The 14,404-nt window shown below is 66.7% G+C and carries 11 protein-coding genes and 1 pseudogene; 6 read left to right on the top strand and 6 right to left on the bottom strand.

The features are described from left to right. Positions 1–117 precede the first annotated feature (117 nt). Positions 118–810 carry an HD domain-containing protein gene (locus tag HVO_RS08860; RefSeq protein WP_004044070.1) on the top strand — a complete coding sequence of 231 codons (693 nt, stop codon included), beginning with the start codon at positions 118–120 and terminating at the stop codon, positions 808–810. A 43-nt stretch (positions 811–853) separates the two neighbouring features. Here HVO_RS08860 and HVO_RS08865 read toward each other — a convergent pair whose 3' ends face one another. The 3 genes from HVO_RS08865 to proS form a co-directional block, all read right to left on the bottom strand. Next, positions 854–1,843: an NAD-dependent epimerase/dehydratase family protein gene (locus HVO_RS08865; protein ID WP_004044069.1), complete on the bottom strand. Its 990-nt coding sequence runs from the start codon at positions 1,841–1,843 to the stop codon at positions 854–856. Positions 1,844–1,951: 108 nt separating this feature from the next. Beyond that, positions 1,952–6,487 (bottom strand): glutamate synthase large subunit, encoded by a 4,536-nt coding sequence (gltB, locus tag HVO_RS08870; protein ID WP_004044068.1) that lies wholly within the window; start codon positions 6,485–6,487, stop codon positions 1,952–1,954. 157 nt (positions 6,488–6,644) lie between these two features. Next, positions 6,645–8,111 carry a proline--tRNA ligase gene (proS, locus tag HVO_RS08875; protein ID WP_004044067.1) on the bottom strand — a complete coding sequence of 489 codons (1,467 nt, stop codon included), beginning with the start codon at positions 8,109–8,111 and terminating at the stop codon, positions 6,645–6,647. A 163-nt stretch (positions 8,112–8,274) separates the two neighbouring features. On the opposite strand from proS, the pseudogene HVO_RS08880 reads away from it, so the two are divergent. Beyond that, positions 8,275–8,771, top strand: a pseudogene (locus tag HVO_RS08880) (HTH domain-containing protein). 42 nt (positions 8,772–8,813) lie between these two features. Here the strand turns inward: HVO_RS08880 and HVO_RS08885 are convergent. After that, complete coding sequence (locus HVO_RS08885; RefSeq protein ID WP_004044064.1) at positions 8,814–9,293, bottom strand: hypothetical protein; 480 nt, start codon at positions 9,291–9,293, stop codon at positions 8,814–8,816. A 248-nt stretch (positions 9,294–9,541) separates the two neighbouring features. Between HVO_RS08885 and HVO_RS08890 the strand changes: the two genes are divergently transcribed. The 4 genes from HVO_RS08890 (at position 9,542) to HVO_RS08905 (ending at position 12,961) form a co-directional block, all read left to right on the top strand. Further along, entirely contained in the window at positions 9,542–11,464 is a 1,923-nt protein-coding gene (locus tag HVO_RS08890; protein ID WP_004044063.1) for a beta-CASP ribonuclease aCPSF1, read from the top strand. 71 nt (positions 11,465–11,535) lie between these two features. Continuing rightward, the gene (locus tag HVO_RS08895; protein ID WP_013035317.1) at positions 11,536–11,946 is read left to right on the top strand and encodes a type IV pilin N-terminal domain-containing protein; all 411 of its coding nucleotides are present in this window, start codon (positions 11,536–11,538) and stop codon (positions 11,944–11,946) included. A gap of 63 nt (positions 11,947–12,009) precedes the next feature. Then, entirely contained in the window at positions 12,010–12,393 is a 384-nt protein-coding gene (locus HVO_RS08900; RefSeq protein WP_004044061.1) for a methylglyoxal synthase, read from the top strand. A 136-nt stretch (positions 12,394–12,529) separates the two neighbouring features. Continuing rightward, positions 12,530–12,961, top strand: coding sequence for a DUF7332 family protein (locus tag HVO_RS08905; protein ID WP_049914887.1), 432 nt, complete (start codon positions 12,530–12,532; stop codon positions 12,959–12,961). Here the strand turns inward: HVO_RS08905 and HVO_RS08910 are convergent, their stop codons facing one another. Both HVO_RS08910 and HVO_RS08915 read right to left on the bottom strand, forming a co-directional pair. After that, a complete protein-coding gene (locus tag HVO_RS08910) occupies positions 12,962–13,768 on the bottom strand; it encodes an endonuclease III domain-containing protein (RefSeq protein WP_004044059.1) in 807 nt (268 codons plus the stop codon). 69 nt (positions 13,769–13,837) lie between these two features. Next, entirely contained in the window at positions 13,838–14,263 is a 426-nt protein-coding gene (locus tag HVO_RS08915; RefSeq protein ID WP_004044058.1) for a DUF371 domain-containing protein, read from the bottom strand. Between the last annotated feature and the right edge of the window lie 141 nt (positions 14,264–14,404).

Raw genomic sequence — 14,404 nt, forward strand, 5'->3', positions numbered from 1 at the left:
TGTTCGCCCGAGAGCCCGGTTCCCGCGACTCAGGGTGGTCGTAACGCCTAAGAGTGGAACGACCCTCATTCCGTGTAATGAGAATACGCACGTGCCAACACCGACGGAGGTTCTGCCGTGGGCGTTGAAATCAAAGAGTCGGCGGTCTCCGACGCCGAGTTCGAGGATATGAAGCGTTTCGTCTCGGACTATCTCTCTGCGAGCGTCGAAAACGAAGACGACGGCGGGCGGATGCGCTGGTATCCGTGGCACTCCGCGGAGTACCGGTTCAACCACATCCTCAACGTCGTCGACCTCGCGACGCGCATCGCCGACCGCGAGGGCGCGGACGTGAACGTCGTTCGCGTCGCCGCCCTCTTTCACGACATCTCGAAGCTCGAAGCCGACCAGGAGGTCCACGCGGAGGAGGGCGCTCGCGTCGCCCGCGAGTTCCTCAGCAGCCACGGCGACTACCCCGACTCCTTCGTCGACCAGGTGTGTCAGGTCGTCTCCGACCACTCGTATCAGGGGCCGCTGACCGACGTGTCGCTTGAGACGCGCTGTCTCATCGAGGCCGACATCCTCGACAAAATCGGCGCGAACGGCACCGCGCTGATGCTCCTGCGGATGGGCTACGAGGCCCGGACCCACATGGACGCCGCCGAGATGGTCGAACGCGTCTTCGAGCGCGGCCGCGACGCCTCCGACCGGCTCGAAACCGACACCGCCCAGAGCTTCGCTCACCAGCGGCTCAAGCGCGTCAAGTGGTTCCGAGAGTGGCTCGAAGAGGAGGTCCCCGAGATGGACCACGACGGCCAGTTCAGCGGCTGAACGAAACCCCGTCGCGACCGCGGTCCCGGTTTTCCGACCCTCCTCAGAGCGTGTCGAGAATCGAGAGCACACGTTCTTCGGCGTCGCGGCCGGGGTCGTGTTCCGCGCCGTCGCGGTCGCTGTCGCGGTGGTCGGCGACCGACCGGCGCATCGCCTCCTCGACGGGGGCGGACTCCCAGCCGAGACGGGCGAGTTTGTCCGTCGAGAGGACGTGCGGGTAGTCGCGGTAGAGGATGAAGTCGTCCATCGAGAGGCCGGCCGCGGCGAGTTCACGCTCGCCCGCGTGGACGACCTCGACGTCGGTGCCGGCGGCGTCAGCGATGGCTTCGACCATCTCTTCGAGCGTCACGAGCCGTCTGTCACCGACGTTGTAGGCCTCGCCCGCCTCGCCCTCCTCGGCGACGACGCGCATCGCGCTCGCCACGTCCTCGACGTAGGCGCGGTGCCAGACGTTCGTCCCGTCGCCGGGGACGACGACGCGGTCGTAGTTCAGCACGCGGTCGATCCAGTAGTCGAGGCGCTCGGTGTAGTCGTCGGGGCCGTAGACGATGCAGGGCCGGACGGACATCGCGTTGATGCCCCGCGAGGCCGCCTCGAAGACGACGCGGTCGCCCTCGGCTTTCCGCGGGCCGTAGCTCGCACCCGAGTCGTCTGCCGCCTGCTCGTCGGTGCAGTCGCAAAGCAGCGTCTCGTCCTCGCGCTTCGGGATGACCTCGCTTCCGTAGGCCGCGCCGCTGGAGATGTAGACGTAGGCGTCCACGTCGGCGAAGACGTCGACCGCAGAGGCGACCTCCGCGGGCTTGTACGCCACGCAGTCGAACACCGCGTCGGGGGCGACGGTCAGCTTCGCGGTTCGAAGCGCCTCGTCGTCGGTTCGGTCGCCCTGCACGTGTTGGACGCGCGGGTCGTCCTCGAAGGGGTTGTCGTGGTTCCCGCGGTTGAAGATGGTCACGGCGTAGCCGCTGTCGAGGAGTTCCGAGACGAGGTGGCGGCCGATGAATCGCGTGCCGCCGATGACGAGTGCGTTGTCCATGTCTCGGTCGAAGGCGCGCGCGGTGAAAAACGTGAGAGAATCGGTTGCGGGTGCCGGAACCCGCTCGCCGTTAGCGGCGGTTCGAGACGGCCGGGGTCCGTCTCCGTCTCAGTCGTCGCTCGTCGTCGCCGCGCCGACTCTGTCGGCTCCGGCGTCGACGATTGCGCCCGCCTTCGCGGGGAGTTCGTTGCGAACGTCCTCGCGGCCGTCTTCGGCGATGACCTCGGCGTACGCGTCGGGCATCACCTTCACGAAGTCTCCGAGCACGGACTGCCAGTCGTCGAGCAGTTCGGCCGCGCGGTCGGAGTCGGTGTACGTGCGGTGGTTCTCGACGAGTCGGGTGAGCATCGCCTCGTCCTTGTCGTCGAGGTGGTCTTCGAGCGTCACCATCTCGGTGTTCGCCTTCGCGGCGAACTCGTCGTCGGGGTCGTAGACGTAGGCTACGCCGCCGGACATCCCCGCGGCGAAGTTGCGCCCCGTCTCCCCGAGGACGGCGACGACGCCGCCGGTCATGTACTCACAGCCGTGGTCGCCGACGCCCTCGACGACCGCCTTCACGCCGGAGTTGCGGACGCCGAAGCGCTCGCCGGCGAGGCCGTTGACGTAACATTCGCCCTGCGTCGCGCCGTAGAGGGCGACGTTGCCGATGAGGATGTTTTCGGCGGCCTCGTAGTTGGCCTCGGCGGGCGTGTCGACGATGACGCGGCCGCCGGAGAGGCCCTTGCCGACGTAGTCGTTGGCGGCCCCGGTGAGCCGCATCGTGACGCCGCGGGCGAGGAAGCCGCCGAACGTCTGGCCGGCGATGCCGTCGAACTCACAGCGGATGGTGTCGTCCGGGAGTCCCTCGCCGCCGTGGGCGTTCGAGATGCGGTTCGAGAGCATCGCGCCGACCGCGCGGTCGACGTTCGAGAGGTCGCGGCGGATGACGACCGGCTCGCGGTTCTCGATGGCGTCTGCGGCCTCGTCGATGAGTTTGTGGTCGACGTGCGTCTCGATGTCGGCGTGGACCTGGGCTTCGGTCTTCCGGCGCGCGCCCGTCTCGGGCTCGGCCAGCACCGACGAGAGGTCGAGGTGCTTCGCCTTCTCGTGGTCCGTCTCGACCTGCCGGAGCAGCGAGAGACGACCGATCATCTCGTCGAGCGAGGTGAAGCCGAGGTCGGCCATGATTTCGCGGAGCTCCTGTGCGATGAACGTCATGTAGTTGATGACGTGGTCGGGCTCGCCGGGGAAGCGGCGGCGCAGGTTCTCGTCCTGCGTGGCGACGCCGACCGGGCAGGTGTTCTCGTGGCACTGACGGGCCATCACGCAGCCCGAGGTGACGAGCGACGCGGTCCCGAAGACGTACTCTTCGCCGCCGAGGAGGGCGGCGACGGCCACGTCGCGGCCGGTCTTCATGCCGCCGTCGACGGAGACGCGGATGCGGGAGCGAAGCCCCGTCGCGCGGAGCATCTGGTTGGCCTCGGCGAGGCCGAGTTCCCACGGGAGACCGGCATTCTTGATGGAAGTCTTGGGCGACGCGCCGGTGCCGCCGTCGTAGCCGGAGATGTGGACCACGTCGGCTTTCGCCTTCGAGACGCCGGCGGCGATGGTGCCGATGCCGGCCTCGGAGACGAGCTTGACGTTGATGTCGGCGTCGGGGTTGGCCGACTTCAGGTCGAAGATGAGCTGCTTGAGGTCCTCGATGGAGTAGATGTCGTGCAGCGGCGGCGGCGAGATGAGGCCGACGCCCGGCGTCGCATACCGGACGTGCGCAATCATCTCGTTTACCTTCTTGCCGGGGAGGTGGCCGCCCTCGCCGGGCTTCGAGCCCTGCGCCATCTTAATCTGAATCTCGTCGGCCGACGAGAGGTAATGAGAGGTGACGCCGAAGCGGCCGGAGGCGACCTGCTTGACGTTACACTCCTTTTCGGTGCCAAAGCGCTCCGGCGGCTCGCCGCCCTCGCCGGAGTTGGACTTGCCGCCGATGCGGTTCATGGCGATGGAGTTGTTCTCGTGGGCCTCCGGCGAGAGGCTGCCGAGCGACATCGCGGCCGTCGAAAAGCGTTTGACGATATCCTCGACGGGTTCGACCTCGTCGATGTCCACCGGCTCGCGGTCGGAATCGAATTCGAGGAGGCCGCGGAGCGCCTTCAGCTGCTTCGACTGGTCGTTGACCAGCTCCGCGAACTCCTTGTACTTCTCGTAGTCGCCGGCGCGGACGGACTGCTGGAGCGTGCCGACGGTCTGGGGGTTCCAGCCGTGGTGGATGCCGGCCGAGCGGTTCTCGTACTCGCCCTGTCGTTCGAGCTTCGGGTCCGCGCCGAACGCGGCGGCGTGACGGGTCAGCAGGTCTTCCTCGATGACGTCGAGGCCGATACCCTCGGTGCGGATTTCGGTGCCCTCGAAGTACTCGGCGACGAAGTCGGATTCGAGGCCGACGGCTTCGAAAATCTGCGCGCCGCGGTAGCTCTCGACCGTCGAGATGCCCATCTTGGCCATCGTCTTGAGCAGGCCGTCTTCGAGCGCGTGGACGTACGCGTCGATGGCCTCGCCCTCGTCGGCCCCGTCGGGGCCGGTGACGACGTCCTCGATGGTCTGGTAGGCGAGGTAGGGGTTCACCGCGCCCGCGCCGTAGCCGACGAGCGTGGCGAGGTGGTGGACCTCGCGGGGGTCGCCGGACTCGACGACGAGGCCGGCGTGGTTCCGGAGGCCGTTGCGGACGAGGCTGTGGTGGACCGCGCCCGTCGCGAGCAGGCTCGGGATGGCGACGCGGTCGGGGCCGACCGCGCGGTCGGAGAGGACGACGATGTCCGCGCCGTCTTCGATGACCGCCTTGGCCTCGTCGCGGACGGCCTCGATGGCCTCGCGGATGTCGCCGCCTTTCTCGTAGGTGATGTCGACGACTTCGCTCCGTATGTCGTCGTCGAGGTCCTTGATGGCCGCAGTCTCGGCGTCCGTGAGGACCGGCGAGTCGAGGACGAGCTGACGCGCGTGCTCGGGTGACTCGTCGAGGAGGTTACGCTGGCGGCCGAGCCGCGACTCCAGGCTCGTCACGAGCTTCTCGCGGATGTAGTCGATAGGCGGGTTCGACACCTGCGCGAACAGCTGCTTGAAGTAGGTAAACAGCGGGCGGTTGAGGTCCGACAGCACCGAAAGCGGCGTGTCGTCGCCCATCGAGCCGACGGGGTCCTTACCGTCGCGGGCCATCGGCTCTATCATGTGGTTGAGCTGGTCGTGCGTGTAGCCGAACGCCGCCTGCGTCGCGCGGAGCGACTCGACCTGTCCGCGCGAGGTGGAGTCGGTGTCGCCGGCGATGTCGTCGAGATGGCGCTGCTGTTGGTCGACCCACTCGCCGTACTTCTCGTCGGTGAGGGAGTCGAACACCTCGGCGTCGGGGATGACGCGGCCCTCCTCGGGATCGGCCATGAAGATCTCGCCGGGCTGGAGGCGACCGCGGGATTCGAGTTCCGCGGGGTCGGTGTCGAGCGCGCCGACCTCGCTGGCGACGATGAGGCGGCCGTCGGTCGTCACCTCGTAGCGACACGGACGGAGGCCGTTGCGGTCGAGGACGGCGGCGATGCGGTCGCCGTCGGTCGCCGCGACGAGCGCGGGACCGTCCCACGGCTCGACGAGCGAGGCGTGGAAGTCGTACCAGTCGCGGCGCGCTTGGTCCATCGCGTCGTCGTTGCGGTACGCCTCGGGGATGAGCATCCGCAGGACGTGCGGGAGTTCGCGGCCGCTCTTGAGGAGCAGTTCGACCACGTTGTCCACGCTCGCGGTGTCGGACTGGTCGGCCTTCGTGATGGGCATGAGCGTCTCGATGTCGTCGCCGAAGGCCTCGTGCTGGAGGTCCGTCTCGCGGGCGCGCATCCAGTTGACGTTGCCGCGGATGGTGTTTATCTCGCCGTTGTGGATGACCTGGCGGTACGGGTGGGCGAGATGCCACGCGCCGAGCGTGTTGGTGGAGAATCGCGCGTGAACGAGCGCGAGTTCGGTCACCATCCGCTCGTCGCTGAGGTCGGGGTAGTAGTTCGGGAGCTGTTCGGCCGTGAGCAGTCCCTTGTAGACGATGGTCTTGCGGTCGAGCGAGCAGACGTAGAACCGTCCCGCGCCCTCGATAGCGAGGTCGTCGACCGCCTTCTCTGCGGCTCGGCGGGCGAGGTACAGCGCCCGGTCGAACTCGTCTACGGTCATCCCGTCGGCCGGCTCGACGAACAGTTGCCAGACGTCGGGCTCCGATTCGAGCGCGGTCGCGCCGAGGTCGGCGTTGTCGGTCGGCACGTCGCGCCAGTCGAACACGGAGAGCCCGTGGTCGGCCAGCGAGTCCTCGACAACCGCCGAAACGCGCTCGCGAACCTCGTCGTCGGTCGGCATGAACACCGAACCTGCCGCGTAGAGGTCCGGAAGCTCGGATTCGAGGACGGCTTCGAAGAACTCGTCGGGTCGTTGCAGCAGGATACCCGCCCCGTCCCCGGTGTTTTCCTCAGCGCCCGTGGTGCCGCGGTGCTCGAGGTTCTCCAGGAGTTCGAGGCTGTCTGCGACGACTCGGTGCGAAGCGCCGTTTTCGAGGTCTACGACGGCCCCAACGCCGCAGTTCGACCGCTCGTCGGTCGGGTCGGCTAACCCGTCCTGAGCGAAGGGTGCGTCTATGTGTGGCTTGGTCATACGCCAATAGTACGGCTACCCGCATAAGCAACTTTTCCTGAAACCATAAGGGTGTTACAATGTCATATAAGGATGTATCCATACATAGTATGGGGACTAATGATGATTCGACGGACGACGAAAAATATGAACAATCGTGTAAAATCCGGCGGCCGGTTCAGTAGGACTTCGCGAAGTACGCCGTCTCCTCGGCGTCGTCGCCGCAGACCGCGCAGTTCTCGCCGTCGTGAATCTCCGCGTCCTCGTCGTTCAGGGGCACCATGACGATTTCGGCGGCGATTTGCTCCTTAATCTCGTCCTCGCAGGCCTCGTCTCCGCACCACGGCGCTTTCACGTAGCCGCCGTGCTGGCCGATGGTGCCGAGAATCTCGTTGCGCTCGGACGCCTCGCGGACGTTTTCTTCGAGGTTCTCCTCCGCGGCGGCGTAGAGCTTCGCGTACACTTCGTCGAACTGCGCTTGGACGGCTTCAGCGATGTTCTCGCGGTCGAGTTCGACCGAATCGCCGTCGGGGCGGTGGACGGCCGTGACGACGTCGTCGTCGACCTCGTTCGGGCCGATTTCGAAGCGGACGGGGACGCCCTTGAGCTCCCACTCGTTGAACTTGAAGCCGGGGTTGCGCTCGTCGCGGGCGTCGAGTTCGACGCGGACGCCCGCGTCTTCGAGGTCTTCGGCGATGTCCTTGGCGTAGTCGAGGACCTTCTCCTGCGTGTCGGCCTGCCAGATGGGGACGATGACGACCTGCTCGGGCGCGATGGTCGGCGGCAGGACGAGGCCCTGGTCGTCGGAGTGCGTCATGATGAGCGCGCCGAGCGAGCGCCACGACAGCCCCCACGAGGTCGTGTGGGCGGGCTCTTCGTCCTCGTCTTCGGTCGTGTAGGTGAGGTCGAACGCCTCTGCGAAGGAGGTGCCGAGGTAGTGGGAGGTGCCGGCCTGCACGGACTTGCCGTCGGGCATGAGCGCCTCGACGGTCGTCGTCGTGTCCGCGCCGGGGAACTTGTCGTGTTCCGGCTTCGCGCCGCGGAGCACGGGGATGGCGAGCACGTCCTCGTAGAGCGACTGGTACTGCGAGAGGCGGGTCATCGTCTCGTCCCACGCGCCGTCGCGGGTCTCGTGGGCCGTGTGACCTTCCTGCCAGAGGAACTCCTTGGTGCGGAAGAACGGCTTCGTCTCGGTCGCTTCCCAGCGCACGACGGAGGCCCACTGGTTCACGCGGAGCGGGAGGTCGCGGTGGCTACGGACCCACTGGGCCATGTAGGGCGCGATGATGGACTCGGAGGTCGGGCGGACGGCGAGGCGCTCTTCGAGTTCCTCGTGGCCGCCGTGGGTGACCCACGCCACCTCGGGGTCGAACCCCTCGACGATGTCCTTCTCGCGTTCGAGGTAGCTCTCGGGGATAAACAGCGGGAAGTACGCGTTCTGGACGCCCGTCTTCTTGAACTCGCCGTCGAGGTAGTTCTGGATGGACTCCCACAGCGCGTAGCCGCGCGGGCGAGTCACGATGAAACCGCTCATGCCCTCCGGGCCGTAGTTCGCGAGGCCCGCCTTCTGGACGACCTCGGCGTACCACTCGCCGGTGTTGTACTGCTTCGACTCGGTGATTCCGAGTTCCTGCTCGTCGCTCATTGCCCATCGGTAGCCGCAGCGAACCCTTAAACGCCCCGAAGGTGCCGGCGCGCCGCCCCGCCGCGCAGACCACCTCTCGTCGACGACGGTCGGCGGTTCCGGCGGACGCATAGATACATATCGCCGGCTATCCTACCAGTACGTGGTGGTTGGCGTGCTAACAATGGACACAATTGTAAGCGGCGAACGGCCGACTCCTCGGGAGGGGACGGTCCGAATCGAACTGTGGGTTCCGAGCGGGCGGCGCGCGGAGTTCACACCGGTCATCGACCGACTGGACGACGCCGTCGAGCGCGGCCTTATCGAGGAGTACACCGTCGAGACGTGGGACCGGTTCGTGGACCTTTCGGGGAGCCTGAGTCCGCGCGAGCGACGCGTCCGCGACCGGCTCGCGTCGTACGCCCAGTGGGCGGCGACACACGGCGAGCGGCTGACGGGATTAGGCGACCTCGGCGTGCGTGGCGTCGGACGGATGGGCCCGGAGCGGCTGACGCGGCGACCCCGCGGGCGGTCGTGGCAGAGTACGAAAACGGCGTACTCGCGCACGTGACAGCGTGCGAGGAGTGCGTCGGCGCGTTCCGTGGACGGCTCCGCGACCTCGACTCGGAACACGAACGCGAGTCCGAAACCTCGTCGGAGCCGGTTCGTATCGAGTGGTAAGACGCGACTCGAACCTCTTTTTCGCGCGACGCCGTCCGGTGGTCAGCGCCGACTGTCGAACGGCGAGTCACCCTCGCGCCACGACCACCCCGGCAGGCGGGTCTGAAACCCCGCGGCGAGCGCGGCATCGAGGTCGTCGCGTCCGGCGGGACCGTCGGTGTGGACGGCCACGTCCGCGAAGTGGAACGTCGCCTGCGCGAGCAGTCGAAGCGGTTCGCCGCCGGCGATGGTCGCCGCGAGTTCGCGGCCGAGCACCTCGTCCACGACGAACCCGGGATAGTCGTCCTGCACGTCCAACTGTTTGAGGATGCGCACGTAGGCCGCGACGTTGACGCCGACCTCGCCGTCGGCGAACACCGCGTCGACCGCCTCGCGGTAGGCCGCCTCGTCGACCGCGCTGACGCGCGTGTCGAACTGCTCGCCGAGTCGCCGTCGCGTCTCGTTGATGAGCGGGACGACCACGTCCGCACGCGCTCGAACCCAGTCGTGTTCCGCCGAGACGGCCGCCGGTGTGAGTTCCATGGTCGTCGGTCGGCCCCGAGACGCTTCGGCTTTGCGAAGGGTTTTATACTGGCGACATGGTACTGTCGGGTAAGCGGGTTTTCCCTGCCTCTTCCCGCAGTCGAGATACAACCGTATTCAGTTCACTATGCTCTCTCCGCAGTCGGCCGAGACTGGCACTCGTACACGTGGACCGGCTCGCGTCGACGCTCCTGAGGTAGGGGTTCCCGAGACCTGCCGGCGCAGGACCGGACGGGTCGCTCGTAACTATGAGCTCCGTAGATAAACAACTCGAGAATCTGAAGGCAGAGATTACGAACGAACTCCCCCGCGACATCTCGGTTTCCGACGTCAAGTACGAGGGTCCCGAACTCGTCGTCTACACGCGCGACCCGAAGAAGTTCGCTCAGAACGGCGACCTCATCCGGAAACTCGCGAGTAAGCTCCGAAAGCGAATCACGGTTCGCCCGGACCCGGACGTGCTGTCCGACCCCCGCGAGGCCGAACCCAAAATTCTGAGCGTCATCCCCGAGGAGGCCGGCGTCACCGACCTCGACTTCCACATCGACACCGGCGAAGTCGTCATCGAGGCCGAGAAACCGGGCATGGTCATCGGCCGCCACGGCTCGACGCTCCGCGAAATCACGCAGAAAGTCGGCTGGACGCCCGAAGTCGTCCGCACTCCCCCCATCGAATCCTCGACGGTTTCGAACGTCCGCAACTTCCTGAAGCAGGAACGCGAGGACCGCCGGCGCATCCTCGAACGCACCGGCCGGCAGATTCACCGCGAGCAGCTCTCGGACGACGAGTGGGTCCGCATCACGACCCTCGGCTGCTGCCGCGAGGTCGGCCGCGCGTCTTTCATCGTCTCGACGCCAGAGACCCGAATCCTCGTCGACTGCGGCGACAAGCCCGGCTCCGACGACGTGCCGTATCTGCAGGTCCCCGAGGCGCTCGGGTCGGGCGCGAACTCGCTCGACGCGGTCGTCCTCACCCACGCTCACCTCGACCACTCGGCGCTCATCCCGCTTCTGTTCAAGTACGGCTACGACGGCCCCATCTACACGACCGAGCCGACCCGCGACCTCATGGGCCTGCTCACGCTCGACTACCTCGACGTCGCCTCGAAGGAGGGACGCACCCCGCCGTACGAGTCCGAGATGGTTCGCGAGGCCATCAAGCACACCATCCCGCTTGAGTACGGCGACGTGACCGACATCGCGCCCGACGTGAAGCTCACGTTCCACAACGCGGGTCACATCCTCGGCTCCGCCGTCTCGCACTTCCACATCGGTGACGGCCTCTACAACGTCGCGTTCTCCGGCGACATCCACTACGAGGACACCCGCCTGTTCAACGGCGCGGTCAACGACTTCCCGCGCGTGGAGACGCTCGTCCTCGAATCGACCTACGGCGGCCGCAACGACTACCAGACCGACCAGCAGGACTCCGAGGAGCGCCTCATCGAGGTCATCAACGAGACGTACGACCGCGGCGGCAAGGTCGTCATCCCGGCGTTCGCCGTCGGTCGCTCACAGGAGATTATGCTCGTCCTCGAAGAGGCGATGCGCTCCGGCAAGATTCCGGAGATGCCCGTCCACCTCGACGGGATGATCTGGGAGGCGACGGCCATCCACACGACCTACCCCGAGTACCTCCGCGACGACCTCCGCGACCGCATCTTCCACGAGGACGAAAACCCGTTCCTCGCCGAGGAGTTCAACCACATCGACGGCGGCGAAGAGGAGCGACAGGACGTCGCCGACGGCGACCAGGCCATCATCCTCTCGACCTCCGGGATGGTCACCGGCGGCCCCATCATGTCGTGGCTCCGCCACGTCGGTCCCGACCCGAAGTCCCGGCTGGTCTTCGTCGGCTACCAGGCGCAGGGGACGCTCGGCCGCCGCATCCAGAACGGCTGGGACGAGATTCCGGTCAACGGCCGCGACAGCATGGGCCGGTCGGACACGCTGAAGCTCAAGATGGACGTGGAGACGGTCGACGGCTTCTCCGGTCACGCCGACCGGCAGGGCCTCGAAAACTTCGTCAAGACGATGAACCCGCGCCCGGAGAAGGTGCTGTGCGTCCACGGTGACGAGCGCTCCGTACAGGACCTCTCGTCGGCGCTCTACCACGACTACAACATGCGGACGTTCGCGCCGAAGAACCTCGAAACGTTCCGCTTCAAGTAACGGACTGCGTTCTCCGTTCGGCAGTTATCCTGTCTATCTGGTATAAGTACCAGCAGGTCGATAGAATCTCGATGAGTATTCTCAATCGAAACCCTGACGGGAGTCGCATCCCCGTTATTGTCGCTATCGTCATCGTTGGAATTATCTTCGTCATCGTTGGCGCGGTGGTACTCGCGGCGGTGTTGGGAACCTTCGCACTCAGCACGGGCGAACAGGCGGGTTCCACCCCGTCCGTGTCATTTCAGTTCGGCGTCAGCGACGGAACGGCGACGATAGCACACGCTGGCGGTGACTCGTTTTCGGCCGGAGAGATGCTTGTGGTCGCCGGCGACTCCGAACAGTCGTGGGCGTCGCTGTCGGGAGCAGACGGAACCGTAGCAGAGGGCGATTCGATTTCGTTCGACGTTGCGAGCGGCGAGACCGTCGAACTCGTCTACGTGGGTGGGGACGGACGCGAACTCGTCGGTCGGTTTAGCGCGTAGTCAACCCCACGAACGAACTTCGATTGGCGAACATTAATCAGTACTCTCGAACGAGTGTTTGCTATGCGTCTCGCACTTATTGCGCACGACGAGAAGAAGCCGGACCTCATCTCCTTCGCCGAGGAGCGGCAGGACGACCTCGAACGCTTCGAACTCATGGCGACGGGCACGACCGGCCAGCGACTCATCGACGCCACGGGGCTCGACATCGAGCGCAAGCAGTCCGGGCCGCTCGGCGGCGACATGCAAATCGGCGCGGAGATCGCGAGCGAGACCTGCGACGGCGTCATCTTCCTCCGCGACCCGCTGACCGCCCAGCCCCACGAACCGGACATCACCGCCCTGCTCCGCATCTGCGACGTCCACCAGACGCCGCTTGCGACCAACCTCGCCAGCGCCGACGCCGTCCTCGACGAACTCATCCGACAGCTCGACGGCGAGGAGTAGTCACCGGAACCGAGCCGCGTCGGGACCGAACCGCGCCGCGACCCGCGCGTCCATCGCCTCGTTTCGCTTCGAGAGGCGGTATCACGCCTGAGAATCGCGGCGTATCCTTAATTAGCAGCGCACCGGAGGCGACGGTATGCACGCCGCGACTCGCACGTCTCTGATGCTCGCCGTGATTCTCACTGTCGCGACCGCCCCGGTCGCCGCCGCGACCGGGCCGACCTCGCCGTGTTTCCCCGGCGAGGGCCACCAGTTCGACATCGGCGGCGAGGGTGCGGACATCGACCTCGTGGTCTTCCTCTCGATGTTCGAGAACCTCGGCGGCGAGGGCGGCTTCGGGATGGAAGCCGGCGGCTCCGTCGGCAACGACTCCATCGTCCAACTCCGGGCGGGGGTTGCCTTCGACGGCGTCGGTCCCGCCGCGGCGTTCCTCTCTGACCCCTTCTCGCGGTTCAGCGTCGTCTACGACTACTCGATGAACCTCCCGATGTTCGCCGTCTCGGGCATCGAATCGAGCTACGAGGACGACGGCTCGCCGGTGGGCGGACTCGACGCGAAATCCTGTTAGTCAGTCGTCCGCGGCCGCGGGGTCGGTGACGGACTGCGCCGCCGCGTCGACGCCGACCATGTCACACACGTCGGTCATCGGGCACGCCTCGGGGCCGTCGAGACACGCGGGTTTGCGGGCTTTGCAGAACTCGCGGCCGAACTGAATCATCGCGGTGTGGCCGAAGCCGCACTTCTCGTCGGGGATGTCGCGTTCGAGCGCCGCCCGAACGCCTTCGTGGTCGGCGTCGGCGGGCGCGAGCCCAATCCTGCGGGCGATGCGGTGGACGTGGGTGTCGACGGGGAAGACGCCGCCGCGCCCGCCCGCAAAGAGGAGGACGCAGTCGGCGGTCTTCGGGCCGACGCCTTTCATCTCCAGGAGGCGGTCGCGGACCGTCGCGGGCGCTTCCTCGCGGACGTAGCGGTCGAAGTCGGCCTCGCTCCCGAAGTCGGCCAGCACCTCCTCCGCGACGCCCTGGATGAGCTTCGATTTCTGGTTGTAGAGGCCGCCGGAGCGGATGGCCTCAACGATGCCCTCGCGGTCGGCCGCCGCCAGCGACTCGGCGAGGTCGCCGCCGTCGTACTGCGCCATGAGTTCGTCGTGGGCGGGCTGGCTCGCCTTGTCGCTCGTGTTCTGACTCAGGATGGTTCGGACGAGACACTCGAAGCCGCCCTGCCCGCCGTAGGCCTTCCGCCAGTAGCGCTCGCCGAGGCGGTCGACGACGACCTCGGCGCGCGTCGCGGTCTCGGGGTCGGCGGGGTCGAACGCCGTCTCTCGGCCGCCGCCGCTCGCGCCGCCGCTGATGTTCTCTGCGGGTTCGTCGGGCATGGCCGGAGGTTACGACCGCGCGGTGAAAAACGCATCCCGTCGGCCGACTCCTCGGCCGATTGCGCCGAGTTACTCGACTTCGATAGTGACGGTCAGTTCCGCCCCGTCGGCGAGCGCCGAGACGAGGTCGCGGTCGAAGCCCGCCGCGGCGTGAGCTGCGTCGACCGCGCCGGTTCGGTCGTCCACGTAGTCGCTCGTGCGGAAGACGATGCTGCGGTCGCCCTCGAACGTGAGGTCCGGGTGTCCGCGGGCGTGGACGGCCTGCTCGTGGGTTTCGTCGCCTGCGTCCACGCGGACGTGCACGTCGATAGCCGCGTCGCGGGACTGGCAGGCCTCAACGAACGCCGGGTCGAAGTCGGCGGGCGTGCGCTCGGCCTCGACGCCGATGATACAGTCGCCCGCGGGGGTGAGCCAGTCGTCCGTCGTCACCTCGAAGGTGCTCGCGTGTTCGGCGCGTACGTGTTCGTGGCCGCGTGCGCGAATGACCTCTCTCATGACGTGGCATCCGACCCGACTCGGTTTAGCCCCCACGATTCACATCCCATTTATACATGCCCTTGGCAACGACTAACATGGTGAATACGGTCGATACGAGCGGTGTGGTAACTGTTTTCACCCGAATTTCCACCGAAGTAT

The sequence above is a fragment of the Haloferax volcanii DS2 genome (assembly GCF_000025685.1).
In the GTDB taxonomy this organism is placed as follows: domain Archaea; phylum Halobacteriota; class Halobacteria; order Halobacteriales; family Haloferacaceae; genus Haloferax; species Haloferax volcanii.